The organism is Paenibacillus lentus (assembly GCF_003931855.1).
In the GTDB taxonomy this organism is placed as follows: Bacteria; Bacillota; Bacilli; order Paenibacillales; family Paenibacillaceae; genus Fontibacillus; species Fontibacillus lentus.
The window spans coordinates 2,122,233-2,147,986 of sequence record NZ_CP034248.1 but is presented as its reverse complement, the minus strand read 5'-3'; the positions used below and the strand labels follow the sequence as shown (position 1 = coordinate 2,147,986).

At 49.0% G+C, this 25,754-nt stretch carries 24 protein-coding genes and 2 pseudogenes; 9 read left to right on the top strand and 17 right to left on the bottom strand.

What is annotated here, in order from left to right; all coding sequences use genetic code 11:
• Positions 1-14: 14 nt before the first annotated feature.
• On the top strand, positions 15-392 hold the full coding sequence (locus EIM92_RS09615) for a rhodanese-like domain-containing protein (protein ID WP_125082459.1): 378 nt from the start codon (positions 15-17) through the stop codon (positions 390-392).
• Positions 393-532: 140 nt separating this feature from the next.
• Here EIM92_RS09615 and EIM92_RS09610 read toward each other — a convergent pair whose 3' ends face one another.
• From EIM92_RS09610 to uxaC, 7 genes and pseudogenes are all read right to left on the bottom strand, one after another.
• Positions 533-1,234, bottom strand: a complete 702-nt coding sequence (locus tag EIM92_RS09610) for an endo-1,4-beta-xylanase (protein ID WP_125082458.1) — start codon at positions 1,232-1,234, stop codon at positions 533-535.
• Positions 1,234-2,172, bottom strand: a complete 939-nt coding sequence (locus EIM92_RS09605) for a carbohydrate ABC transporter permease (RefSeq protein WP_125082457.1) — start codon at positions 2,170-2,172, stop codon at positions 1,234-1,236. Before EIM92_RS09605 ends, EIM92_RS09610 begins: the two co-directional genes overlap by 1 nt.
• 26 nt (positions 2,173-2,198) lie before the next feature.
• Positions 2,199-3,062: an ABC transporter permease gene (locus EIM92_RS09600; protein ID WP_125085104.1), complete on the bottom strand. Its 864-nt coding sequence runs from the start codon at positions 3,060-3,062 to the stop codon at positions 2,199-2,201.
• Positions 3,063-3,282: 220 nt separating this feature from the next.
• Positions 3,283-4,977, bottom strand: a complete 1,695-nt coding sequence (locus EIM92_RS09595; protein WP_164515063.1) for an ABC transporter substrate-binding protein — start codon at positions 4,975-4,977, stop codon at positions 3,283-3,285.
• Positions 4,978-5,073: 96 nt separating this feature from the next.
• On the bottom strand, positions 5,074-6,858 hold the full coding sequence (locus EIM92_RS09590; protein ID WP_125082456.1) for a sensor histidine kinase: 1,785 nt from the start codon (positions 6,856-6,858) through the stop codon (positions 5,074-5,076).
• Complete coding sequence (locus EIM92_RS09585) at positions 6,855-8,456, bottom strand: response regulator (RefSeq protein ID WP_125082455.1); 1,602 nt, start codon at positions 8,454-8,456, stop codon at positions 6,855-6,857. The genes EIM92_RS09590 and EIM92_RS09585 overlap by 4 nt, the downstream gene beginning before the upstream one ends.
• A 97-nt stretch (positions 8,457-8,553) precedes the next feature.
• Positions 8,554-9,974 (bottom strand): annotated as a pseudogene (uxaC, locus tag EIM92_RS09580) (glucuronate isomerase).
• A gap of 131 nt (positions 9,975-10,105) precedes the next feature.
• Here uxaC and EIM92_RS09575 point away from each other — a divergent pair.
• Genes EIM92_RS09575 through EIM92_RS09565 form a run of 3 tightly spaced genes read left to right on the top strand, consistent with a single transcriptional unit; the run spans position 10,106 to position 12,756 of the window.
• Positions 10,106-10,786, top strand: coding sequence for a GntR family transcriptional regulator (locus EIM92_RS09575; RefSeq protein ID WP_125085102.1), 681 nt, complete (start codon positions 10,106-10,108; stop codon positions 10,784-10,786).
• Positions 10,787-10,802: 16 nt separating this feature from the next.
• Positions 10,803-11,900 (top strand): mannonate dehydratase, encoded by a 1,098-nt coding sequence (gene uxuA, locus EIM92_RS09570; protein WP_125082453.1) that lies wholly within the window; start codon positions 10,803-10,805, stop codon positions 11,898-11,900.
• 1 nt (position 11,901) lies between these two features.
• Positions 11,902-12,756: an SDR family oxidoreductase gene (locus EIM92_RS09565; RefSeq protein ID WP_125082452.1), complete on the top strand. Its 855-nt coding sequence runs from the start codon at positions 11,902-11,904 to the stop codon at positions 12,754-12,756.
• A gap of 182 nt (positions 12,757-12,938) precedes the next feature.
• On the opposite strand, the gene EIM92_RS09560 is transcribed toward EIM92_RS09565, so the two are convergent.
• The 4 genes and pseudogenes from EIM92_RS09560 to EIM92_RS09550 form a co-directional block, all read right to left on the bottom strand.
• Positions 12,939-13,745: an AAC(3) family N-acetyltransferase gene (locus EIM92_RS09560; protein ID WP_125082451.1), complete on the bottom strand. Its 807-nt coding sequence runs from the start codon at positions 13,743-13,745 to the stop codon at positions 12,939-12,941.
• 202 nt (positions 13,746-13,947) lie between these two features.
• A complete protein-coding gene (locus EIM92_RS24480; RefSeq protein ID WP_281279667.1) occupies positions 13,948-14,163 on the bottom strand; it encodes a DUF6157 family protein in 216 nt (71 codons plus the stop codon).
• Between the two features lie 74 nt (positions 14,164-14,237).
• Positions 14,238-14,390 (bottom strand): annotated as a pseudogene (locus tag EIM92_RS24475) (DUF6157 family protein); the annotation flags it as partial.
• Positions 14,371-15,195, bottom strand: coding sequence for a VanW family protein (locus tag EIM92_RS09550; RefSeq protein ID WP_246021398.1), 825 nt, complete (start codon positions 15,193-15,195; stop codon positions 14,371-14,373). The gene EIM92_RS09550 and the pseudogene EIM92_RS24475, both read right to left, overlap by 20 nt.
• 294 nt (positions 15,196-15,489) lie before the next feature.
• Between EIM92_RS09550 and EIM92_RS09545 the strand changes: the two genes are divergently transcribed.
• Together EIM92_RS09545 and EIM92_RS09540 are read left to right on the top strand one after the other, a co-directional pair.
• A complete protein-coding gene (locus EIM92_RS09545; RefSeq protein WP_125082450.1) occupies positions 15,490-16,512 on the top strand; it encodes a M23 family metallopeptidase in 1,023 nt (340 codons plus the stop codon).
• Complete coding sequence (locus EIM92_RS09540) at positions 16,512-16,925, top strand: bactofilin family protein (RefSeq protein WP_125082449.1); 414 nt, start codon at positions 16,512-16,514, stop codon at positions 16,923-16,925. The genes EIM92_RS09545 and EIM92_RS09540 overlap by 1 nt, the downstream gene beginning before the upstream one ends.
• Before the next feature lie 93 nt (positions 16,926-17,018).
• Here EIM92_RS09540 and tsaD read toward each other — a convergent pair whose 3' ends face one another.
• From tsaD to tsaE, 4 genes are read right to left on the bottom strand one after another with little or no spacing between them, the layout of a single operon-like run.
• Positions 17,019-18,050, bottom strand: a complete 1,032-nt coding sequence (gene tsaD, locus EIM92_RS09535) for a tRNA (adenosine(37)-N6)-threonylcarbamoyltransferase complex transferase subunit TsaD (RefSeq protein WP_125082448.1) — start codon at positions 18,048-18,050, stop codon at positions 17,019-17,021.
• Positions 18,041-18,565, bottom strand: a complete 525-nt coding sequence (rimI, locus tag EIM92_RS09530; protein WP_125082447.1) for a ribosomal protein S18-alanine N-acetyltransferase — start codon at positions 18,563-18,565, stop codon at positions 18,041-18,043. The genes tsaD and rimI overlap by 10 nt, the downstream gene beginning before the upstream one ends.
• A 21-nt stretch (positions 18,566-18,586) precedes the next feature.
• Positions 18,587-19,411, bottom strand: coding sequence for a tRNA (adenosine(37)-N6)-threonylcarbamoyltransferase complex dimerization subunit type 1 TsaB (gene tsaB, locus EIM92_RS09525; RefSeq protein ID WP_125082446.1), 825 nt, complete (start codon positions 19,409-19,411; stop codon positions 18,587-18,589).
• Positions 19,408-19,872 (bottom strand): tRNA (adenosine(37)-N6)-threonylcarbamoyltransferase complex ATPase subunit type 1 TsaE, encoded by a 465-nt coding sequence (gene tsaE, locus EIM92_RS09520; RefSeq protein ID WP_125085100.1) that lies wholly within the window; start codon positions 19,870-19,872, stop codon positions 19,408-19,410. The genes tsaB and tsaE overlap by 4 nt, the downstream gene beginning before the upstream one ends.
• A 281-nt stretch (positions 19,873-20,153) precedes the next feature.
• On the opposite strand from tsaE, the gene ku reads away from it, so the two are divergent.
• Positions 20,154-21,083: a non-homologous end joining protein Ku gene (ku, locus tag EIM92_RS09515; RefSeq protein WP_125082445.1), complete on the top strand. Its 930-nt coding sequence runs from the start codon at positions 20,154-20,156 to the stop codon at positions 21,081-21,083.
• A 4-nt stretch (positions 21,084-21,087) separates the two neighbouring features.
• Here the strand turns inward: ku and EIM92_RS09510 are convergent, their stop codons facing one another.
• Positions 21,088-22,035 carry an ATP-dependent DNA ligase gene (locus tag EIM92_RS09510; protein ID WP_125082444.1) on the bottom strand — a complete coding sequence of 316 codons (948 nt, stop codon included), beginning with the start codon at positions 22,033-22,035 and terminating at the stop codon, positions 21,088-21,090.
• 215 nt (positions 22,036-22,250) lie between these two features.
• On the opposite strand from EIM92_RS09510, the gene ligD reads away from it, so the two are divergent.
• Positions 22,251-23,135, top strand: coding sequence for a non-homologous end-joining DNA ligase (gene ligD / locus EIM92_RS09505; RefSeq protein ID WP_125082443.1), 885 nt, complete (start codon positions 22,251-22,253; stop codon positions 23,133-23,135).
• Between the two features lie 26 nt (positions 23,136-23,161).
• Here the strand turns inward: ligD and cls are convergent, their stop codons facing one another.
• On the bottom strand, positions 23,162-24,592 hold the full coding sequence (gene cls / locus EIM92_RS09500; protein WP_125082442.1) for a cardiolipin synthase: 1,431 nt from the start codon (positions 24,590-24,592) through the stop codon (positions 23,162-23,164).
• Positions 24,593-24,771: 179 nt separating this feature from the next.
• Between cls and EIM92_RS09495 the strand changes: the two genes are divergently transcribed.
• Complete coding sequence (locus EIM92_RS09495; protein ID WP_125082441.1) at positions 24,772-25,740, top strand: M23 family metallopeptidase; 969 nt, start codon at positions 24,772-24,774, stop codon at positions 25,738-25,740.
• The last annotated feature ends 14 nt before the right edge of the window (positions 25,741-25,754 follow it).

Genomic DNA, 25,754 nt, shown 5'->3' with positions numbered 1-25,754 from the left:
CGAGGTCTTTGACCATGAGCGAAATGATACAGGGAGTATCCCATGTCAACACCAAAGAATTATCCGCTATATTGCAGGACAGGAACAATCGAACCATTATCATCGACGTCAGAGAACCGGAGGAATACATTCAAGCCCATATCCCGGGCGTACCGCTGATTCCCATGGGGGAAATCATCCATTATATGGATGACTTGGATCCGGACAGAGAGTACGTGTTTGTGTGCCGAAGCGGACAGCGGAGCTTTAACGTGGCCAAGTATTTCCAACAGCATGGCTTCGATGCAGTACATAATTACGCTGGCGGCATGCTCGATTGGGACGGCGAGATCGCCACAGGATTAGAGAATGTTATAGAGCATCCTCTGGATGCCAAGAAGCTGGAAAAATAACGCAGTAACTCAATGAAATAGAATACGCGGCATTCAATCAAAAATCTCTCCGTTAGATCATGGAGCCTATCTTTTGCCTCGTGATCTAAGGAGAGATTTTCTATACCTAGCCCTCCTCCGTCCATTGGACAAGGCAAGCTCTATGATCCTGCTAACTCCGCTACGCGATGAAAAGCAGGCTTAGGCTGATGATGTTCATCGAACAGAAACGGCCAATTTTTTCGCCCGCATACCGGGAAATTATCCAGCCATGTATAATCGTCGGCGGCTCCCCAAAACGTAACGGAGCTAATCACGTCCCGGTATTCTTTCAGCAGCTTGAACAATTGCTCATAACGCTGCGCTTGAAGCTCGATGAGCTCGGGCGGTGCTTCCTTCAAATCCGTCCGTTTATCATCGAAGGCGAACATGGACACATCCAGCTCCGTGAGCTGAAGCTGCAGGCCAAGCGAAGCATATTTCTCGATCGCGGCGCGAATATCGTCCAGCGACGGGCCATACAAATTCCAGTGAGCCTGCAAACCGACGCCATGAATTGGAGCGCCCTGGTCCAGCAGAAGCTGGAGCAGCCTGTAGATCTTTTCCCTTTTCAGCGGGTTCGACTCATTATAATCATTGTAAAATAACAAGGCGCTTGGGTCCGCCTCCTCGAACGTGAATATGCCCTCCTCCGGCTGCAGGCTGACAAACTTCATTTCATTTTCAGCAGTAATGCTGTTGAAGTGGTAAGCTAGTAGTTCCTCCTGTGATTGGATTGTCCGCGGGTTTACAGCTGCTCCAATCTGAAAGGAACCCGCAAAGATCTCCTTCAGCTTCCGTTCATTTCGTATTACATCACTCATTACCCTTTGACCCCTCCTAGCGTCATCCCCTGCACGAAGTATTTCTGCAGGAACGGATAGACCAAAATAATAGGCACGCTTGCCACGATCGTCATCGTTGCACGAATCGACGTCGGCGTGACGCGATTAATGGCAGCTTCCGAGCCGGAGAACATGCTCGCATAGTCGCTGCCGCTGTTCATAGACGTATTGGAGTTCTGCAGTATTTTCATAAGCTCATACTGGAGGGTACTCAGCTCCACATTTGACGAATTGTACAGGAAGACATCGAACCAGGAGTTCCACTGCGCTACAGCAGAGAACAGGGAGACGGTCGCGAGAACCGGCAAGCAGAGGGGCAGAACCACCCGAAGAAACGTAGTAAACTCCCCGGCACCGTCAATGCGTGCAGATTCCAGAATCCCTTCCGGCAGCTTCTCGATAAACGACCGGATGATAATAACGTTAAATACACCGATCAGACCCGGAATGATATATACCCAGAAGCTATTCATCATACCGAGCTCCCGGATAAGCAGGAAGTTGGGAATCAGCCCCCCGCTGAAATACATCGTCAAAATAAACGCGATTGAAATAAACTTGCGCAGCACGTATTCCGGTCGGGCGATCGTATAGGCGACCATCGTACAGCAGAATACAGAGAGTACCGTGCCTATTACGGTCCGCAGCGCCGAAATAAGCGTTGCATGGAAAATCGTCGCTTCTTCAAATACGTATTTATAATTCTCCCACGTAAACTCACGAGGCAATAAATAGATGCCCCCCTTAATGGAATCATTCGCTGTATTGAGCGACACGGCGAGTGTGTTGATAAACGGATATAGCGTAACAATCATCAGGCAAATCATGAAGATGATATTAAATGTATCGAACAGCCGGTCCGTTGGCGATTTGAACCGGGCATACATCTTAGGCGCTTTAGATAGTGAGTTAGCCATAGTGAACCCTCCTTGGAAGTACGGCCTCAGAACAGCCGATCCTCGCCCAATCTCTTCGCGATATTGTTGGCTGTAAACAAGAGTATGAAACTGACAACCGTCTTGAACATGCCTGCCGCGATCGAAAGGGAGAAGTTCCCCATCTGAATCCCGTACTTAAGCACGAAGATATCGAGGTTCTCGGAATAGTCGACGTTCATGCCATTTCCGAGCAGATATTGCGGTTCAAAACCCGTCTCCAGCAAATTTCCGATGTTCATAATGAGCAATATAATGACAACGGATTTGATGCCCGGTAGCGTAATGTTCCAAATACGCTGGAACCGTCCAGCTCCGTCGATCTCTGCGGCTTCGTACTGCGACGGATCAATACTGGTCATCGCCGCCAAATATATAATGGTGTTCCAGCCAACATTTTTCCAAACTTCCGAAACACCGAGTATTCCCCAGAAATATTTCCCTTCTCCGAGCCATAGTATCGGCTCTTTAATCAGACCAAGCCACATTAGCACATCGTTAATAATACCGCCGTCCGCAGACAATGCCGTCGAAATGATGCTTGAGGCGACCACCCACGAAATAAAGTGCGGCAAATAACTGATCGTTTGCACAACACGCTTAAAAGCGACCTTACGGAGCTCATTGAGAAGAATTGCCAAAGTAATCGCTGTGACAAAACCCAGCACAAGATTGATAAAGCTCATGGCGAGCGTATTGCGCATAACGCGAACGAAATGCTCGTCCTGGAACAGAAACTTGAAGTGCTTCAAGCCTGCCCAAGCCTGATCGAACATGCCCTTTGCTGGCTTATAATCCTGAAACGCAATCGTCCAACCCCATAACGGTAAATATTTAAAAATGATGAGCCAAATCAGGAAAGGCACCGACATAAAGACGAGCGCTCTTTGCTTGCTTAGTAATTGGAAGAAACCTTTCGAGCCGCCATCCAGTTTGTTCAGCTCAGGCGACTCTGCCGGTCTTAACTGTGTCACATTGTCCACGGTTTCTTCTCCTCCCTATCCAAGTAATGGGGAATTTAGATAACAGAAAGGCCGAAAATCCACTTATTGTCCAGATCAGCCGGCCTTTCCATTTCAAAATCTCAATTTATTATTTCCCTTGAATCAGGTCGATTTTCTTGGCAACCTCGTCGGTAATCAGCTGCTCATAATCCTTGACGCCAAGCTTGTTAAATTCTTTGACGTATTCATCCCAGATTTTGTCGAACTCTGCCGGACTGGCAAGAACGAGTCTCGGGAAGTATTTTCGCTGCAAATCACTCTTCTTCTGCGTAAAGATTTGGGCCGGCGAGCCTTGCTCGATCTGAATGCTCCAGGCCGGATACCATGGACGCTCGTCAGGTGCAGCGAACAATTGTGAGAATGACTGAATGTCATATGCCTCCAGCAATTTCTTGTCTGCTTCGGTGTAAGACATTTGCGCAACCTCAGGTTGGCGGCCAGCCCCTACGGAGTTGCCGTCCGGCAGAGTAGAACCGTTACCATAACGCGGCCAGTTGTATTCGAAATATTTGAATCCGAACGACTCGCGGAACGATTCCGTGTTCGTCTGCTTGATTTGTTCCTCCGTACGGTAGAAACGGCCGTTCTCATCTACAGAATAGGTCTCGCCTTCAAGTCCCCAGTTGGATAAAATCTGATTTTCATCCGTAAGCAGGTTGTTAAAATATTTGATAATACGTACAGGATCTTTCGCACTGACAGAGATTCCTACCCCGCGGTTGTTTACAAAGGAAGGCGGATCGAGATACTGATCTTTAGTGTTTTCGTCAAATACGATTGGCAGTGCCATATACTCCAAATCATCGTTGCCGGTTTGCTGCGTGACTTCACGCAGATTGTTCATCGCTTGGCCTACCTGCCATCTGTAGTCGAAGAAGCCAAGCACTTTACCGGAAGCGATTTTAGCTAAATATTGATCACGGTTATCAACAAAGGAGGACTTATCAAATAGGCCTTCCGCATTCAGCTTGTTCAGCTCCTGCAAATAACGTTTGGTAATTTCATCATTACCATAGTCACTCGCTGCGTGAGTCTCCATGTCAATGATGACGCCACCGTCATTCGGATACCCGGCTAGATGCATCGGTGGATTCGTTAAGGCAAAAAATTGGTCCTGTGTAGTCAAGGCGATATATCCCGTCAAATCCTCGCCCGGATGCTTTTTCATATATTCGCGGATAAGATTTAAGTAATCATCAAATGTCTTAATATTCGGGTAACCCGCTTCCTTCAGCACGCGGCGCTGAATCCAGAAGGCTCCCTGCTCGATATTCGGAGCGGAAATGTACTCGCCCACAACGGCGCTCATCGGAAGGAAATAGATATTGCCATCCTCGGCCTTCATCAGGTTATAATAAGGCTCATATACCCGTTTGATATTCGGGCCATACTCCTCAATCAAATCGTTCAGCGGGATAAAAGAGCCCGAGCTCAACAGCTTATCGATCGAGCCGCCTGGCACAAGAACGTCAGGGTAGCTGTTACTTGCGATGAACGTGCCTACCTTCGTATTCTCGTCACCGACAAGATGCTCGATTTTAAAGTTCACACCGGTTTGATCTTCAAAGATTTTTCCGATTTTCGTTTCATTCGTATTGATGTCCTTGCCTGCTACCGCGTTAAAATAAGTAAAAGTCACCTTATCCAGCTTCTCTTCTTGGGACGCATCACCGGTTGACGGGCTTACTGCCTTGCTATTGCCTTTACCGCCAGAGCAGGCAGACAATAGCGAAGCCAGCATAATGATGGTCAAGCAGCTTAGCCAAAACCGTCTTTTTATCATCCTTTGACTTCCCCTTTCGGACTTTCATTATTTGTAAGCACTTTCATTATAAGAGAGGCAAGACAGAAGTTTTACCCGTCAATCTAAAGTTGATACTTAGAAAACTTTAGGAGACTGATATAGATTTTTGTTTTCATGTTTCTCTATGGGGATCGTAAGATGAATCTCTGTGCCTTCGCCAACCTTGCTGCGAACCTTCAAATTCAACCCATCTTTGTAGTACATTCTCAAGCGATAAATGACATTTTGAATCCCGATGCGTTCCCCCATTTCTTCCTCCCCGATCAGGTAGCCGTGTAATTTTTCTACCTGCTCGCCGGACATCCCCACACCGTTATCCCGGATCGTGCAGAACAATTCGCCAGCGGACTGCCTGATCTCCACCTCGATCTTTCCACCCTGCTTCAGCGGTTCGATGCCATGAATGCTCGCATTTTCGACGAAAGTAACGATAGACATTTTAGGGATTGAAATCGACAGATCTGCCTCGTTTGTCCGTATCGTATATTCGATCTTATCGCCGAACCGGTATTTTTGGATTTCCAGGAAGCAATAGATGAAATCCAGTTCTTCCTTCAAGGTAACCATATCCCTCCGCCATACGAGGGAGTTGCGGAATATCTTCGCCATATTGTGAATGATTCTGGCAGTCTCCTCCTCATCCTTCATCAAACTGCGCATGCGGATCGTCTCCAGTGCATTGAACAAGAAGTGCGGGTTGATCTGACTTTGCAGCGCATTTAATTGGGCGTGTCGTCTCTCGAGTTCCAGATTCTTCCTCTGGATATCAGCAACGTACACGTTGTTGATCAAACTCTGGATTTGCAGAGTCATTCGGTTGAACTCTCCGGTCAATTGCCCAATTTCATCGCTGGAGCCTTCATCCTGAATCGTTTCGAAATGCTGGTTTTTTAATTTTTTCATATGTTTCAAAATGCGAACGAGCCTCACATTCAACGATCTGGTGATCCAGACAATGATCAAGGTCGGCAGCAATATATTGAGGCACGTCAGCAGCACGATGAAATTACGGTTTTGCCGAACCTCCTGGAAGACCTCATCCTCCGAAATTCTCCCGACAATGCTCCAACCGGTCAAATGGTTGCTTTGACCATAGCCTTTGTGGAATTCGATCGTTCTCTCTGGAGTAACTACTTGTTCAAAAGGGACGGCTCCTGCATGCAAATCGAGATCTGCATCGTTTGAATACTCGACTTCCCCACGATCATTAAGCAAGTAGATGCGGCCCTGCAAATTCAAATTGTTGAAAATCTGGTGAATAATCGGCATACGCATATCGATCTTAAGAAAATGTCCGTTCTCCTGCCGCGAATAATAGTAATAATCCATGCGGCGGATAACACTAAACGTGTCCAATTGACCATTCTGTCCCGTCCGCATTAAAATCGGCGCAGATGGCTTGGCCGAAGATATTTCCCTATACCAATCCTGCTGCTTCACGTTCTGATCAATGTAGACAATGCCGCCAGAATACAGCAGCGTGGGATTATCGACATATACGGTGATTGCATCCACGGAATTATAAGCCGGGCTGGAGGTGTTGATAATTCGCCGCAAATAAGAGTCGTAGACTTCTACGTACTCGGCGGGGTGCTCATATTTCGTCTCGATGATCTCATTCAGGAGATGGTCGGTATAAAAAACAGAAGATACCTGCAGGGTATCTTCCACTTCTTGAAGAAACTCATTTTTGACTTGCTCCAGAGCGCGGGATATGTCCTGCATCCGCTGATTTTTTACGCTAGCCGTGGTCACATTATAAAAAATGAAGTTGGTAAGCAGAATCGGGACGAATACGCATAGAAAATAGAGCAGCAGCATCTTGTCCCGCAGCCGGACATTATTCAAATTAGGTATCATCCACTCGTCCTTGCGGACGCCCCTCCCTTCACCAGCCGTGAACGATATTCACTCGGCGTCAGCTTTTCCAGTTTCTCGAATTGGGTAACAAAATAGTCGGGGTTGCTAAAGCCTACGCGGTCGGCCACCTCATATATGCGCAAATCCGTCTGCCGGAGAAGGCGCTTGGCCTCTCCTATCCTTAACCGGAGCAGGAAATCATTGAAGTATACGCCGTAAGTTTTGCGGAATAATTGACCTAAATAAACGGGGTTCATATAGAAAATCGCGGCAATCGACTTCAAGCTAATGTTCTCGTGGTAGTGTTCCTCAATGTATGTACGGATTTTATGAATGCCGCCCCTTTGCTGCTCCTTGCGCAGATCACCGATATATCGGCCGCTCTCTACAGCAAAAGTCGTAAAGAGACGCTGCAGCTCCTGAAGGGAGAAATTTAAATCATGCCAGCCGATAATCGGTGCCAATGATTCAAGCGACTGCTCTTCCCCATCCATACTTCGGATAATATCGATCACGCCAAGCACGCTCTGATGGATGTTCATCTTTACAGCCTCAGGGGCATAACGTTTCTCCTGAAAGCCTCGGAACATCTGCTTAATCGAACACTCAAGCTCTTCAAGCTTGAACTCCTCAATCTGCTCGATCAAACGATGATACAACTCCTGGTCGACGGAGACATATTGGATAGTACATTCGTTACTGTGGCTATGAATCACTATCCCATCTCGGTCATACACATACTTATACAGTAGTGCCTCCTTGGCGCTCTCATACGCACTTCGAAGACCAGCCAGCCCCTGAACCGGACATCCCGCGTAAATAAATACGCGGCCATTCCGAACCTTTATTTTGCCCTGAAGCGCTTCAGCGAACGAGCGAATATTGTTACGATAAGGCTTCAGCACACGCTCTGGCACGATTACACCGACTCGATTGCGATGCTCGTGAACATAGAGTGGATACGCCCCAACGAGGTCCTGTAGCACTTGCTCCACCTGCTCAAGAAAGCGATGTAGGGGCATTTCTTCCCTTGTTGGCCCCCATAGATGATGATCATTCAATTCCACAAACACATAGTACAAAAAGTCGCTGCTTGTCATATTCAACTGCTTCTCCCAATCCGCCACAAACGACTCTTCCGCTTCATTCTTAATGATAGATTCAATCATTGCCTGATTCGCTAACCGTTTCTTGCGCTCCCTCCCCTCCTGTTCCTGCCGCAACCGCTCGTCTAACCTGGATAGCATTTCCATGAATTCCGCCTCGTCAATCGGCTTAAGAATAAAATCATGCACCCCATAGCGAACCGCCTGCTGGGCATAGCTGAAATCATCATAACCACTAATAATAACAAAGACGGGCGGCTCATCTTCCTCCTCAATCAACTGCCTGATAAGCCCCAATCCATCCAGCACCGGCATACGAATATCTGTAATAACTAGATCAGGACGTATTGACCGGATCAGCTCTAGTGCATCCTCTCCATTGTCAGCCTCACCAGCCACATGGAAACCGCAGGCCTCCCAGTCGATCAATTTGACTAATCCCTTTCGCGTGTATACTTCGTCATCTACAAGAATGACCCTATGACGCTTCATCGCTATGCCCTCCTCTTTTACCGGCTGCACGGCAGCAGGCGACAAGTGATGTTCCGGTTGCTCTATTGCTCTATTGCTCTATTAATCTATTGTTCTGTTACTCTACTACTTTTATTGCTGGGATTCCAAAATAACGAACCGCATTGTGATAGCAAATATCCTGCACGATCCCTCCAATATAGCTGTAATCAGCAGGCAGTTCCCCCTCTTCGATCCATTCCCCAAATAACCGGCATAATACGCGCCTGAAATATTCATGTCTTGGAAAGGACATAAAGCTGCGTGAGTCCGTCAGCATACCTACAAAAGTACTGATGACCCCAATGGAGGATAACGCTTTCAAATGCTGCAGCATCCCTTCCTTCTGATCATTAAACCACCAGGCTGAGCCTAGCTGGAGCTTGCCAATGCTTCCGCCGGATTGAAAATTGCCAATCGTCGTAGCAAGCATTTCATAATGATAGGGATAAAGACTATAGACAATCGTCTTCGGTAGAACGTTCCTAAGTTCCAATTCATTTAAAAAGGCATTCAAAGACGTAGCCAAATGGTAGTCAAGAATGGAATCATATCCACTGTCTTTGCCGATAGTAGCCATCATGCGGGAATTGTTGTTACGAATGGCCCCGATATGCAGCTGCATAGCCCATCCGCGCTCATTATACATTTCTGCTAAGCGGAGGAGAGTAAACGTCCGGTAACGACTTTCCTCAAATTCTGTCAGTTTTTGGCCTTGAAGTGCTTTAGTAAAAATATCCGCGATCTCCCGCTCCGTGGCCGACTCAAAAGGAAATGCCTCGAACCCATGATCGGACAAACGGCAGCCTCTTTCATGGAAATATTCAATTCTCTTCTGCAAAGCGGCTAGAAGATCAGTATAGCTCGTGATCGTACAATCGGCCGCCTGACCCAATTCCAGCATGTACGCCGTGAATCCCGGAGCCATAACATTCAAGGCCCGATCCGGTCTAAAGGTCGGCAGCACTTGAGCTTTAATGTTGGCATTGCTCTTGATTAGTCCATGCGCCACCAAGTCGTCCACGGGATCATCCGTCGTGCACGCAACCCGAACGTCGAATTGCTGCAATATACCAGCCGCATGAAGCGACTTGTCCTGCAGCTGTTCGTTGCAGCGCTCCCAGATCTCCTCCGCATTATCTTCGCTTAATCGCTCTTCGATACCGAAATAACGAGCCAGCTCCAGGTGACTCCAGTGATACAGCGGATTGCCCACAAGCCGTGGAACCGCGCGAGCCCAAGCCAGGAATTTCTCCCGGTCGCCGGCTTCCCCCGTAATGAGCGATTCATCAATGCCTAGCCAACGCATCGCCCGCCATTTATAGTGATCCCCGTTCAACCATAGCTCCGTCAAATTGTGAAACTGCTTGTTCGCCGCTACATCTGCCGGATTCAAATGGTTATGGTAGTCGTATATAGGCATCTCTGATGCGTATTCAAATATAGTTTTTTTGCACTATGGCTCGTAAGCAGCAAATTCTCCGTATAAAAATGCTTCATGCTCCATCCCCCTGAGAGATTATATTCTCACTTCCTGTTTCATGATGATAAGTCTTGCTGAATATTCAGTTCCATACTACCATACAAGTGTGGTAGTATGGAAGAAGTAAGGGGGTGATTGATTGAGAGGAATGAATCCTCCCATGCAAGAATCTGCTGGGAATATGGTGTATTACGAGTTAAAGAAGCAAATTGTCAATATGGAACTCCCTCCGGGAACCACGTTATCCGAGAAGGAAGTGTCGATCACTTTTAACGTCAGCCGCACCCCAGTGAGAGAAAGTTTTGTTCGGCTCGCCCAGGAAGGACTGGTGCTAGTACTTCCCCAGCGCGGCACTCGGGTGTCTCTGATTGATCCGGATCTCGTTCTGGAAGCCCAATTCATGCGGGAGCAATTGGAACGCGCTGTGATCAGACTTGCTTGCAAGCATTTTCCGGAGAAACTGCTCACCAAACTTGACAACAACTTGTCCCTACAACAGGATGCCCTGAAAAAACATGACGGGATGGCAATGTTCGAGCTAGATGAACAATTTCACCGCATCTTGTTCGAAGGGGTGAGCAAGCTCGGAACCTGGGGCGTTATTCAGCAAATGAATGCCCATTTGAACCGGAGCCGCATCCTGTGGATGAGAACCGATCCTCATTGGGATCATTTGTACGAGCAGCATCGCAGTATGTATGAAGCGATTTGCCAAAAGGACGAAGCCTTAGCAGATCGCCTTATGCAGACGCATCTGGCTCTTAGCATTTATAATTTGGGCCTGCTGCAGGAGAAGTTCCCCGATTATTTCAATAAACAATCAAAATGAATTAGGCGGTGAAAACATGCGAATGGTATTTCGCTGGTTTGGCGAAAACAACGACACAGTTACGCTGGAACAGATCAGACAGATCCCTGGAACAGAGGGTATCGTTTGGGCACTTCATGATGTGCCCGCCGGAGAGGTATGGCCGCTCGAACGGATTAAAGAAGTCCACGATTTGGCCAGCAAGCACGGCTTGCATACAGAAGTCGTCGAGAGCGTGAATGTCCACGAGGATATTAAGCTTGGGCTGCCTGCAAGAGATCATTATATCGAAAATTACATTCGCACGATCGAGAACCTGGCCCAAATTGGCGTTAAGGTTATTTGTTACAATTTCATGCCGGTATTCGATTGGGCGAGAACCGATTTATTCAAAGAACTGGAAGACGGCTCGACGGCCCTATTTTTTGAGAAGGAGAAAATTCATGGGGTAGATCCGTTCGATCTCGTAAAAGTCATCAATCAGAACAGCGACCTTACGATGCCAGGCTGGGAGCCTGAACGACTGGCGCATCTTACCTCCTTATTCGAAGCCTATCGGGACGTGACAGAGGAGGATCTGTGGGACAATCTCAAATATTTCCTGGACAAGATCGTTCCCGTCGCCGAGAAGCACGGCATTCTGATGGCTGTCCATCCAGACGATCCGCCGTTTTCGATCTTTGGACTGCCGCGGATCCTGAACGACCAGTCTGGCTTCCGCCGCCTGCTATCGCTGCATGACAGCCCGGCCAATGGCATTACGCTATGTACCGGATCGCTTGGGGCTAAGCCTAGCAATGATATTATCTCCATGATTCATGAATTCAAGGGACGGATTCCGTTCACACATATCCGCAATGTACGCGTCATGGATAATGGGGATTTCATCGAGACTTCTCACAAAACCTCTGACGGTACGGTTGACATCAGCGGCGTTGTGAAAGCGTATTATGACACCGATTTCACAGGCTACTGCCGCCCTGACCACGGCAGACATATTTGGGGCGAGCAATGCCGTCCCGGATACGGACTATATGACCGTGCTCTTGGGATTATGTATCTATGGGGATTATGGGATGCCTATTCGAGACAACAGTTAAAATCCCTTAACGCAAGCGCCGGGGAGGGGAATTAACATGTGTGCATTACCTAAGCATTCCTCCCTTGAGGGGAAAACCGCCGTTATTACCGGAGGTTCAGGCGTGCTCTGCCGCGCCATGGCGCAGGAACTTGCCCGGCAGGGCGTGAAGGTCGCCATTCTCAATCGCACCAAGGAAAAGGGCGATGAGGTTGTCGCTGCGATTCAAGCCTGCGGCGGCGAGGCGATCGCAGTCGCCTGCGATGTGACCGATGAAACCAGCGTCCGCGAAGCAGAAAAGGCCGTTCAGGAACATTTCGGCCCTTGCGACATTCTGATCAACGGGGCGGGCGGCAATCAGCCTAGCGCCAACACGACGAATGAAATTTTCCGCTCAGAGGATTTAACGAATTCAGACGTTACGACCTTCTTCGACCTGAGCATTTCCGGAGTAAGGACGGTATTCGATTTAAACTTCGTAGGCACATTGATTCCGACGCAAGTGTTCGCCAAAGGGATGATCGGCCGTCCCGGAGCTGTCGTACTGAACATCTCTTCCATGAGTGCGCCATGCCCAATGACCAAAGTGCCGGCCTACAGCGCAGCGAAAGCTGCGATCAACAACTTTACGCAGTGGCTCGCCGTACATTTGGCGGAGTCCGGCATCCGCGTCAATGCAATCGCCCCCGGGTTCTTCCTGACGGAGCAAAATCGCAACCTGCTAACGAACGAGGATGGATCATTGACTGAGCGCTCCAATAAAATCATTACACATACCCCGATGCGGCGCTTCGGCGTGCCGGAAGACCTGCTCGGCACGCTGCTCTGGCTAGCCGATGCGGATACATCCGGCTTCGTGACCGGAACCGTTATCCCTGTGGACGGCGGCTTCATGGCCTACTCCGGCGTGTAATTCAAACTTTGTAAACTATAGCAACTACAAAAGAAATAGCTGTCGGTAAGCTCTGCAGCTATTTCTTTAACTAAGATGAACTAATGAATGGGATACAGGCAAGAGCGTAAAGCAATTTCAAAAAAATCTAGAAGCAATAGCAATCGCAGGACCTGTCGTTGGGAGTTTGATATTCGCAAATATCATGAGCGACGATGCTGCTCCAACCACTGCACACCATAATCCACCAGCTGCCGCTGCGGCATAAGTCTAGCGTCTGCGCCGGCTATTTTTCCCCGATGAGCCTGTCCGCCCGAACGCTCGTAATCCACGCCTAAACGTCCAAAGTCCGCGGATTCATAATCAAGATCTGTGTAGCTAATCCACTGCCTTATGCCTTCTCTAGTTATCGGCGCCTTGCATTCTATCGCTTTCTTGCCGTAATAGCTCGCCCGATGCTCCGCAAGATGAAGAGATGTGTTGCTCTCATGCCCGACGCCGAGCAGCAGTACCCAGCCATGACGATCATATATTCTAGCTAGCGGCGAGCTCTCCCCAAGCCCGTTGTCCAAACAGTGATTCCTCACTATATCACCAGCATTCGCTCCCCAGGCTGCAAAAGATACTTGAGGATGACTGCTGCGAATAACGCCCTTCTGCTTGCGGAAGGTGTCCGGGATTACGCCCATCCATTTACATGGCGTCATGTCCTCGTCATAAGGTGGCATTTCTGCTCTAATCGTCTCCCACCAAGACTCCGAAACCGGCGGATTTCCCCAGCCTGACGGATCGCTTAAATCCGGGGTATGCGTCGGCATAACCAAGGTACCGCTCATTCCTACCGCCTTCTCCAGGGCAAGAATAACGGATACCGGACCGCCAAGCACCCATTGGCCGAGGGACTTGAACGAGGAGTGTACAAGCAACGTCATGCCCTCTTGCACGCCAAGTTTCTTTAAATCCTGCATTAACGTATCGACTGTAATTAATTCTCCTTTAATTTCTTCCATCTTGATCTCACCTTTTCTATTCTATATAAGTTAAATTATAAGTGGATATGGGATATGTACATAAAAGCTGTAAGCGGTGCGGGTACAGCAACTTATACAGCAATCCAGCAATGCTCCAGTGCGACAGTCCAACAGTCCGGCAGGTTGCAGTCTGCAGTGCGGCAATCCGCAATCCGGCAGGCCCGCATTTTGCCCCCGCTGTCTATCCGCGCCGACTTCGCATTCTGTTCAGCAGCAGCGTAAGCTCATCGCCGGATTGTACGAAACGCTCGTATTCAGGCGTCTCCATGCCATATATGGCAATCCGGCCCTCTGCATCGTAATGAATGCCAAAGCCGTATTTTTTCGGAAACTGGGAGGCCCGCAGGCAGGCATGCGCTTTGCTGAACAGCGCGTCCCAAATGTGCTGGCGGTGCATTTCAAGCTCCTCAGCCGGATGTTTTTATGCCTAATGTGAACCTCGAACAAAAACTGATCATGCGTATACCGGTAAGGATGACGGCTCAAAAGCTCATACTGGATAACGTGGATCGGCTTATTGCCCTTTTTATATTGCGGAACGATGCTGTGGGTCACGGGACAATCTGGCGATACTTTAATAAATGTACCGCACTCTAGATGATCTTCATTCGCATTTGGAGGCATCTCCAGCTTCAAGCAAGGGCTCATACATCATCAGCGCATGGTTTTCGGTGACATACGAATCTTCGATCAGCTCGCCATTCAGGTTGTAGATCCGCCGATAGATCAGATTATGTCTAATATGACCGCCCCAATATTCACGAGTAATCTGATGCTCACGCTCGTAGACCTCATACCGGTGCAAAGAAGGGCTCGCTGCGCGGAGCTCCCCCACGAGATTTTCATCATCCAAAAACACATGCAATTGCACAGGCTCATCGCCTGGATTATACAGCTTCAAGTCCAAGTAATTGTAGGAGCAGGTCGCTCCGCTGCCAAATGGCTGGGTACGCCCGGAGTCCGGAAATACATCATAACTGTGGCGATGCCGCTCCCGTATTTCAAGAGGAGAATGAAGCGCCATCCAGTACAGCAAATTCGTAAGCTGGCATAGCCCACCTCCTACCCCATGCTTAAACTTTCCATAATGGAGGATCATACCGTCAACGTATCCTTTTCGCCGGGATGGTCTACCTACCAACCTCCAAAAAGAGAATGTCTCCCCGGGCTGCAGAATTAAACTGTCTATGCGAGATACCGCTAATTTAAGATTCGTGATCTTATTGTGCTGCAGCCACATATCGACGTCTTTCAGTTGTCTTAGCAAGGGACTTCGATGCTCAGCAATGACATGTGGCAAGAGATTTCGGCTGCGAGCACGAGCAACTTTATCATCGCTCAGCCACCATTCCGTATACCGCCTAAAACGATAATATCGCACGCCAAGCCAGGCCCGTAGCTTAGATCGCCTTATCGGCTTCAATGCTATTCCCACCCTGCAGTTCCCCCTTAATTTCAACTTTTCAACTTTTTATGCATTGTACATAACCTACATAACCTACTCTATTAAACAGTCCGTTCGCTGAAAAAGTTTCAATTTATGTTATTTTCCAGGAGTACTTCACAGAACCTTCGACAAATCCCTTAACTTTTCACAAATATTTACGATAATCTTTTCCATAGCGACAGGAATATTGGAATGTTTTGCCGAATTATACCTCTTGGTGAACGAAGACGCATGTCTTACGTTCTTTTAAGATTGTACAAGATTCAGGAGGAAGCTATGAAGCTCGGATTTAAAGGCAAGAACCAACGCTATACCGTTCTAGTTGTACCCGAAGGCTCACAGCCGGTATTTCGTTTAAGAATGACTTCCACATATTTGCTGGTCGGCTTAATCGCTGCCATTCTTTTGCTCGGCACTGCGCTTGTCCTATTTACACTAAACCGAACCCATGCCTTCAAGATCGCTGCTCTGGAGACCAAACTCTCAACCTCGTCGGAGCAGCTGCAAGCGACAGTCAACGATAAAGAACAGGAAATCGACAGATTGCTGCTTCAATTGGTAGAGCTCTGGGAGAAATCCAAAACCCTGGAGACGAAGATGACCGAGCTCGAGAAGCTGGAGGCAGAGCTGAAATCAATAACAAATGGGGAGAAAACAGGAGGCGAGATTCATTCCGCTTCTGCCTTGTCATGGGAAACTTCGAACAACAAGCAGGATGTGGAAGGGATGGGCGGTGAACTCATTCCTTTAACCGAGGAGGATATTGCTTCTCTCATTGAGGAGACGAAAGAGAGCATATCCACGTCTCTCGAAGAAATGCCTGACTTGCAGGCGAGGCTGGAACAAACGAAGGTAGCCGTGACAGAATATAAGGAAATGATGCGCATTCTGCCGACGTTTTGGCCAGCGGATTCTCTAAAGACGACCTCGCCCTTCGGAAAACGCCAGGACCCATTTACCGGCAGACCAACACTGCATAACGGCCTGGATATCAAGGGAAATGTCGGCGATCTCATTTATGCCGCGGCTGACGGGACAGTGACCGATGCCGGGTACAGCTCTACGCGCGGAAATTATGTCACCATCCGTCATCCATCCGGCTTATCAACGAACTATTTACATTTACATGAGATCGCAACGACAGTAGGCGATGAAGTGGAACAAGGCGATGTAATCGGTACGCTCGGCTCAACCGGTCGCAGTACAGGCCCTCACCTTCATTTTGAAGTAGTAAAGAATGGGGTTATGGTTGACCCCGAAATATATCTAATTAAACCGGAAAAGGAAGAGGATGAATAATGTTTAAAAGCAAGGCAGTTCCTGTAAAGCTTGACCCCGATACGACGGATACCCTGGTAGGAGAAGGCAGCAGCTTCGAAGGCAACATTAAATCGGATGCCAGCATTCGCATTGAGGGGCAGGTTACGGGAGATATCGAATGTAAAGGCGACGTTACAATCGGTGAAAAAGGCCGAGTTAAATCCAACATTGTCGCACGTAATGTCATCATCGCTGGAACAGTGACAGGAGATATTCAAACGAAGAGCAAGCTTACAATTACCTCGACGGGGAAATTGTACGGCAACATTACGGTGACCAGTCTTTCGATTGAGGAAGGCAGCGTTTTTGAAGGTAGCAGCCGTATGAGCAATCCGTCCGAACCCGCGGCAAGTGCAAATAAAGAAGCAGCCGCCACATCGCAAACTTCCTGATTGGCATCCAACAGGACCTAGATAACGAATGAGACTCAAAGTTATACATAAAAGGGCGCAGATCCGGGATACTTCCCGATCCGCGCCCTTTTATTATTTCATCGACCACTTTTCCAGAGATAGTGAAGGCTCCGCTTTAAGCTCCCAGTTGGAGAACTCCTTGCTCTTCCACTTTAAATAGGCAGCGGCACCAATCATGGCGGCGTTGTCCGTGCAATATTTTAGCGGCGGAATGACAAGATCAATCCGCTCCTTCTCACACCGCTCGGCAAGTGCCGAGCGCAGCCCACGATTCGCAGCAACTCCCCCACATAGCAGTAGCTGTACCGCTCCCGTTGATCGCACCGCGCGAATGGCTTTCTCGACCAGCACCTCAATGACCGACTCTTGAAAGCCGCGGGCGATAGCCGGACCGTACCCTTCTTCCCCACGCATCTTATGCTGATTCACCGCATTCAGTACAGCCGATTTCAAGCCGCTGAAGCTGAAATCGTACGAATCCGGCTCCAGCCAGGCTCGGGGCAACACCTCGACGGTATCCGACTCCAAAGCCAGTTTGTCGACATACGGACCCCCAGGGTAAGGGAAGCCCAAGGCTCTCGCCACCTTGTCGTACGCCTCGCCGACAGCATCGTCCCGCGTACGGCCGATCAGCTTGAAGCTTCCTTCCCGCTCCATTAGCACAAGCTCGGTATGTCCGCCTGAAACGACTAGCGCAATCGACGGATAGCGAATTTCCTGCACAAGCCGATTCGCATAAATATGACCGGCAATATGGTGTGTGCCGATCAATGGCTTATCCGCAGCAAAGGCAAGGCTTTTGGCGGCCATAATCCCGACCAGCAGCGCCCCGACAAGGCCAGGGCCTTCCGTAACAGCGACCGCTGACAGGTCTTCAAGCGTAATGCCCGCCTCCTGGATCGCCCCCTCCAGCATGAGCGTGATGCTCTCGACATGCTTGCGAGAAGCTACCTCCGGAACGACTCCGCCAAAAGCCCGATGCGTTTCGATCTGGCTGGCGATTAAATTCGAGAGCACTTCCGTTCCATTTCTAACAACAGCGACCGATGTTTCGTCACAGCTCGTTTCGACCGCCAATATATAACAATCCCGATTTAAATCCAATCTTCTTCGCTTCCTTCCTCTTCACCTGCTTGCTGCTCCCGAACGGGAAGCTCGTACCACATAATGAGCGCGTCCTCATCATTATCGGAGTAATATCCCTTGCGAGTACCGACAGAATGAAATCCAAGCTTCCTATATAAGGATTGGGCGGAATGATTCGTTACACGTACCTCCAGCGTCATCCGGCGCATGCCAAGCTCTGCAGCCCAGTCAATTATTTTGCGAAACAGCAGCTCGCCCAAATAATGACCGCGGTATGCCGTCCTCACCGCAATATTTGTAATATGCGCCTCATCCAGCACCGTCCACATCCCCGCATAACCAATTGGACTCCCCTCGTAATCCATCACCAAATATTTGGCGAAATGGTTTAAGGTCATCTCGCTGCGGAATGCCTCTTCGCTCCATGGCAAGGTGAAAGATTCATGCTCGATGACCATAATATCAGGTATATCTTCAAGCTTCATATGACGAAAAGTCACCTTGTCCATCTGTATCGACTTTGCTGACTCCATGTCCGAATCCCTCCCTGAATGCTAACGAAGCTTCTTCGCCTCGGCCTCTGCCAATTGGGTATAATTCGGCTCCAGCGTATGTACATTTTCATAAGCCCCTCGCAGGAACTGCTCCGATCCAACAAGCCCGAGCCACACGGCTTCAAGCTCATAGCCGCGAATGTGCAGCGCTTCTCCCAACAGGGAGCGCAGATCTTCAAGCGCTGCGGCATGAACCGCAGTGTCTCCAACGAACCATACGCCTGCCGGTCTACGGCCTTGGGGCAAAGCTTCCAGCCGCTGGGCAAGCTCGCCCTGCCAATCTGCCACCAGCCGAATGGCGTCCGGTTCTAGGCGGTGCGGAATTTGCCCTTCCGCTGCGCCGAATAACGCGGTGTAGGCTTGCCCACGACGAGCATCGACGAGCGGCACAATCCAGTGCTCGGCAGCATCATCCGCAGAGACAGCCATTTCAGCCTCAGTAGGGCGAGGAAGGGCAAATTGCTCGGCGACTTGTCCCCTTCCCGCAGCAAAACCGCCAAGCGCGATTGCCGCCAGACTCGACACGGCGGACAATGGCAATTGCAGCGACCAAGCTAGCGTCTTGGCTGTTGTTACCGCAATGCGAACGCCGGTATACGATCCCGGCCCTACGCCGACAGCAATGCCGTCTAATTCTTTCTTAGCCAATCCAGCCTCAGCCAGAGCCTCTTCAATCGCTGTAACCAAATAGGCCGAATGATTGCGCTCCGCCTTCATATTCCGTTCGGCCAACAGCTTGGCGTCCTCCATCACAGCCACAGATAGGATCGAGGTCGACGTGTCCAACGCCAATAACCGCTGGCGCGGCTTTTGTGTATAATTCATTTAGGTGCAGCTCCATTCTGTCTCAAGATCGTAATCCATTGCTCGTAGGGTTCTCCCCGACCGGATAACCACATTTTCCGCTCCGTGCCTGCCCCGGCTTCTATATAGATGTGCATAACCTGCTCTGGCAAAATATCTTCGATAATGCTTGCCCACTCTACCAGCGTCACGCCGTTGCCGTAGAAGTATTCATCCAATCCCAAATCCTCGGCTTCCTCCAGCGTCAACCGGTACACATCCATATGGTAAAAAGGCAGTCGACCTTCATATTCCTTAATTAAGGTAAAAGTCGGGCTATTCACCGTATCCTGAACCTCTAAATGCTTGGCAAACAATTGAGAAAATGCCGTCTTGCCCGCACCCAAATCCCCATCCAGGGCTATGACCGTTCCCGGTGCAGCCTGAGCGGCAAGATACGCAGCGAGTTCTTCAGTACCTTGTAAATCCTTGGCCTCGTACATCCATTTTGACGAAGCTTGATCAAATCCCACCAATACAACCACCTTTACAATATTACAACATCGCGTTTTCAACTCCGCTCGCACTTGCGGACATCCACGATCTGTGTAAATGCTCAAACGTATGTCCCCATTATATCGGTCTGCCGCATGAGCCGCAACAACTTAGGCCAGGTGCTCCCGGTTATGAGGAACCAAATTGGACCATACTAATATAGAGATAATGCCATAATCATAACCCAAACCATCAAAAAATAAGTAAGGAATGAAAGGAGCAACCCCTAATGCATACCGTTTGGAAGGGTGCAATCAGCTTCGGTCTCGTACACGTTCCGGTTAAAATGTTCTCAGCCACAGAAGACAAAGACATTTCCATGAAATACATTCATACGCCTTGCGGCAGTCCTATATCTTATGTAAGACGCTGTCCAACCTGCGATAAGGATACAACCTGGGAGGAAATCTCCCGCGGTTACGAATATGAGAAGGGGAAATATGTGCTGTTTGAAAAAGAGGAGCTGGATCAGTTGTCGGCCCAAACCGAGAAAACGATCACCATTCTGGATTTTGTAGATTTGGCGGAAATCGATCCCATCTATTTTCAGAAAACATATTACCTCTCTCCCGACCAGGCTGGATCAAACGCCTACCAGCTCCTGTTGGAAGCGATGCGCCAATCCGGCAAAATCGGCATCGCCAAAATCGCAATTCGCTCCAAAAGCAGCCTTGCAGCGATCCGAGTCATGGAAGGCTGTCTAGCTGTAGAAACCATTTTCTATCCCGATGAAGTTCGACCGATCTCTCAAGTACCGAATTTGCCAGAAAATTTGAACGTGAACGATAAGGAGCTGACTATGGCCAAGCTGTTGATCGAACAGCTGTCGACTCCATTTGAGCCGGCGAAATATAATGATGACTATCGGGAATCCCTGCTGCAACTTATTGAACAGAAGATTGCCGGGGAGGAGATCAGCCTTGCCCCTGCGAAACCGCAGAGCAATGTCATTGATCTCATGGCGGCCTTGCAGGCCAGCATCGAGGCGGTTAAGCCTGTCGTAACCGATCCGGGTCCAGCTCCTGCCAAGCGCACGCGCAAAACGGCGGCCAAAAAGCAAGCCGCAAACACAGATACTGCGGAGACAGCAATTGGAGGGAATACTGCGCCCAAACCGAAAAAAAGAGCCTCCAGCAAAGCAAAAAAGACCATCTCTTAGTTTCCTACTTGTTCTGCGTAACCGAACAGCTCTGCGGCGGTATGTCAGCCATCCCCTGCAATACCGGATGACGCAACGTTCCGCCGGGAGTCCACTCCATAAATTGCACCTTCACCGTAAGCAAGGGCTGAACCCAGACGGCCCCCTTAATCCGCTGCGGAATATTGTGAAAGGTTCTATCCTCCACCATTAGCACGGATATTTGATCGGTGAGGCTTCGCCAGGCATCCTGATTCAGCTTCCCACTGCCGGTATGCCCGATATAAATGAATTGTCCATTTTCATCGTATAAGCCAAGTAGCAGAGCATTCATAATCCCGTCTCGGTAAGTAGCGCCACCGATTACGGCGTATAAATCATAGCCGAGCTTGAGCTTTTGCCAGCGCCCGTCTTTACCGCCGATTGCATAAGTACTGTCCAGCCGTTTGCTGACAACGCCTTCCCACCCCCGCTCCTTCATTACTGCGAACAAGCTCTCTCCATCGCTGTAGCTGGGAACAAGCTGAAGCTGCGCGTTTGGAACAATGATCTCTTGCAGCAGCTCCTGCCGCTCGGCCAGCGTACGATTGATCACCCATTCCCCGTTATAGTACAGAACATCAAATATCATATAAATAGCCGGAATCCGCTTGACGGCGAAACGAATTTCCTGTTCCCGCCGCAGACTGTCCCGCCTCATGATCTCATGGAAGGACGGCCTGTCCGCGTTCAGCGCGATCATTTCTCCGTCCAGAATAATCGAATCCGCACGGCAATAGGAGGACAAGTCCATAAACTCAGGATATTGCTTGCTCCGCTCATTCCCTTTGCGGTTAATAAGACGTGCTTCATGACCGTCATAATAGGTTAGCATTCGCACACCGTCCCATTTTACCTGTGTAATCCAACCCGGCCCAGCCGGAAGAATCTCCGACCGTATCGGCTCAAATGGAGCTACCGGTTTCAGCTTCATGCTTATTCCTCCTACCATCTGTTCTTGAATCTCATCATTTATGTTCCCAAGTCTACCCATGCTGCCGTACTTCCATTCTATGTACAGAATGCGAGCTCTAGCGGTTAATTTGTTATCAATGGGTAAGCCTAAAAGAAAAGCACTGATTCATGCTTAAACGAACGGATCATAAATCTAAATTTTAAGGAAATCAATCGGATGAAAGGAGCATACCCATGGCCAAAACAACAAAAGGCACGATCGTCGTAGACGGCGAGGAAATTACGATATCCAATCCCGATAAGCTGCTGTGGCCGGAAGCAGGAATAACGAAAAAGCTGTACTTGGAGAAGCTGGCGGAAATTTCGCCCTATCTGCTGCGTTATTGCCAGAACCGTCTTCTTACCACGATCCGTTATCCCGATGGGGTGGGGCGCAAATTTTTCTATCAGAAAAATGCGCCGGAGCCTTTACCGACATTCGTGCACACTTCCGTGCATGAAGGTGTCGATTACGTGGTGTTGAATCGTCTGCCAGTATTGTTGTGGCTGGGCAATTTGGCATGCATTGAATTCCATCCATCACTGCATTATGTTCACGAGCAGCTGCCCTGTGAATGGATGATCGACTTGGATCCTTCGCAGGAGGAGGAACCGCGCATTATGGAAGCTGCTGTCTACGTAGGAGACATATTGAGCTCCCTAGGTCTTCAATCCGTACCGAAAACTTCTGGAGCGACCGGCGTACAGATCATCGTGCCGATAGAATACGGCGTCACCTTCGACGAGCTTCGGATGATCGGGCACTTTGTCGCCCGTTACGCCACGGAGAAATATCCCACACTCTTTACGATCGAACGATTAAAGAAGGATCGCGGCGACAAAATCTATTTTGACTATTTGCAGCATTATGCCGGAAAAACACTGGCCGCCCCCTACACCCCCCGGGCGCGTCCTGCCGCCAGTGTATCTACACCGCTGACCTGGGAAGAGGTGCGCAACAATCCTCACCCCTCCGATTTCAACCTGCACAATATCGGGGAACGCCTCAAACAAAAAGGGGATTTGCTGGCAGACGTTCCTCCGCAATCTGTTCAGCTTATCCTGCAGCATTTGAAATAGGGCAGGGCCGTAGAATCGCCTTTTAGTCAGAGGAGTGGGGACAACAATCTACACAGCAGCTCCAGCCCTTTTTGCTGCCTCGTTCGGCGGGAGAAGGTCTTCAATTCAATCTCCTTACTCTCGGTTAGATCATTCAGAAAATCCTGGCATAACCGAGAAATCGGAGCCTTGTCAAACAGGATCGCCGTCATCTCGAAATTGCAGAAGAAGCTGCGCATATCCATATTCGCCGTACCGACGGTAGCGAGCAGATCATCCACGATCATCACTTTGGCATGGATAAACCCCTTCTGGTACTGATAGAATTTCACTCCGGACTGAAGCAGCTCCTCTACATAAGAGAGTGAAGCCAGCTTGACGATCCTACTATCCGACTCGTACGGGATAATTACTTTCACCTCCACCCCGCTGACGGCAGCCGTTTTTATCGCATTATACACACTGGAATCCGGGATAAAATAAGGCGTAGTCATCCAAATGCGCCGTTTGGCAACTGCAATCGCCCCAAAGCACATCTCCTGAATGGCATCCCAATGCTGATCGGGACCGCTGGTGAGCACCTGTACCTGTTCATTGCCTTGGCAATGATGCTCAGGGTACAGCTTAGGATCATTAATCCGCTGGCCTGAAGCCAGACGCCAATCCCCCAGAAACGCATTTTGCAAAAAATACACCGCATCCCCGTTAATTTGCAAATGCGTATCGCGCCAATAGCCAAGCTTTCCATCCAGCCCCAAATATTCATCCCCGACATTGAGCCCGCCGACAAAGCCTACCGTCCCATCCACCACAAGTATTTTACGATGATTACGGTAGTTGACTCTACGATCAATCGTAGCAATCAACGGCGGCAGAAAAAAATACACTTCTACCCCCCCATCCTGTAGCTCTTTTACGAATGAACTTTTTAAATGATAGCTGCCGAGTCCATCACAGATTAACCTGACCTTCACACCTTCCTGAACCTTCCGAATCATCACGTTCTTGAACTGATGTCCTATACCATCCGCGCGGAAAATGTAAGACTCCATATGTATATGATCCCGGGCCAGCTCCATCGCGGCTAGCATCGCCGCAAAAGTCCGCTCCCCGTCCGTCAACACCTTTGTTTCGTTGCAGCCGGTAATAGGGCTCTCTGAAATATGCGTAAGCAAGCCGAAGAGCCGCTCTTGATGTCGATATTCCGAATTGTTCATGTCATCCATGCAATCTATAATTACGGTCTGCTGCCAGAGTCTGTCCCGAACCTCCTGAAATACCCTTGAGCCACGGTTCCGCAGCTTTCGCCTTTTCTTATAATCCTGCGCCACGAAATAGTACAGAATGAAGCCTATAACGGGAAAGAGGAACAGGATCAGCATCCAAGCTAACGCCTTGCCGGGATTGCGGAATTCCAGAATAAGAATGGTAGCGATTTGAAAAATAAATGCGAGCAATATAAGAACTAACCACCACATACGCCTCACCCTTCCTCCACTCAGCATTAACCAAGCTATTCCCAAATTATTCATTTACCTGTCGTTCGTTTATTTACAATATGAACTATATGAGACAAGATGACTTTTTTGACATGTTTTAAGAGACATAAGAATAGATAAAGTAGTAGTAGCTATCAAATATACGGGAAGGAGATGCCATGAGAAGTGCTAGTTTACCCCATCGCATGACGCTGCTTGTTCTTCGGGAAGCGAATCAGCCTGTCAAGCAAATCCAGGTATCGAAACCGTTTGTCATTGCTGTGCCAATCGTCGCCCTCCTGTCCATTTCCGGTCTCATCGTCAGCTTGCAATTGCAATCGGAGAATACCATTTCGCGTTTGGAGGAAACACTGAAGCTGCAAAATCTCAAATTCGAGGCCGTCGTCACGGACAGGAATCAAGCAATCGAGCGGCTGCAAAGTCAGGTCATTTCATTATCAGGACAATCCAAAGCATTGATGGATCGTATGGAGCGAGTAAGCGAACTGGAAGCCGAACTGCAAAAGTTTATAGATAAATATGGAAGTCAGAGCGATTCGGGCAGGCTGTCCTCCCTATCCTGGAGCGAATCTTTAGGAAGGGGCGGCGAATTTATTGCCGTATATGATCAAGAAATTGAAGGTTTGGCTCAGGATACACGTGATGATTTCCTGGAAATCAGCGCCATGCTGGATGAAATTGAGAAGAGTCTGCCAGCAACGTTGCAAAAAGCCAAGCAAACGGAATATTCCATTTCAGGAACCCCTTCGGAGTGGCCCACATTGTCCACTCGCCTTACATCGAACTTCGGTTATCGAACCGATCCGTTTACGGGCAAAGCGGCCTTTCATGCAGGAATTGACATCGCTGGCAAGGTTGGAGACCCTATTTACGCTGCTGCAGCCGGTAAAGTCATCGCAGCGGAAAATAATCATTCAAGAGGCAAATATATTATAATTCAACACCCGAATGGATTACAAAGCTGGTATATGCATTTAAATGAGATTCAGGTTTCCGAAGGCGAGACCGTGAAAAAGGGGCAAACCATCGCAAAATTAGGCAACACCGGTAGAAGCACTGGCCCGCATTTGCACTTTGAGATTGTGAAGGGGGACAAGAAGGTTAACCCGCTCTCTTACTTGCAATAATATATCCCATTCAT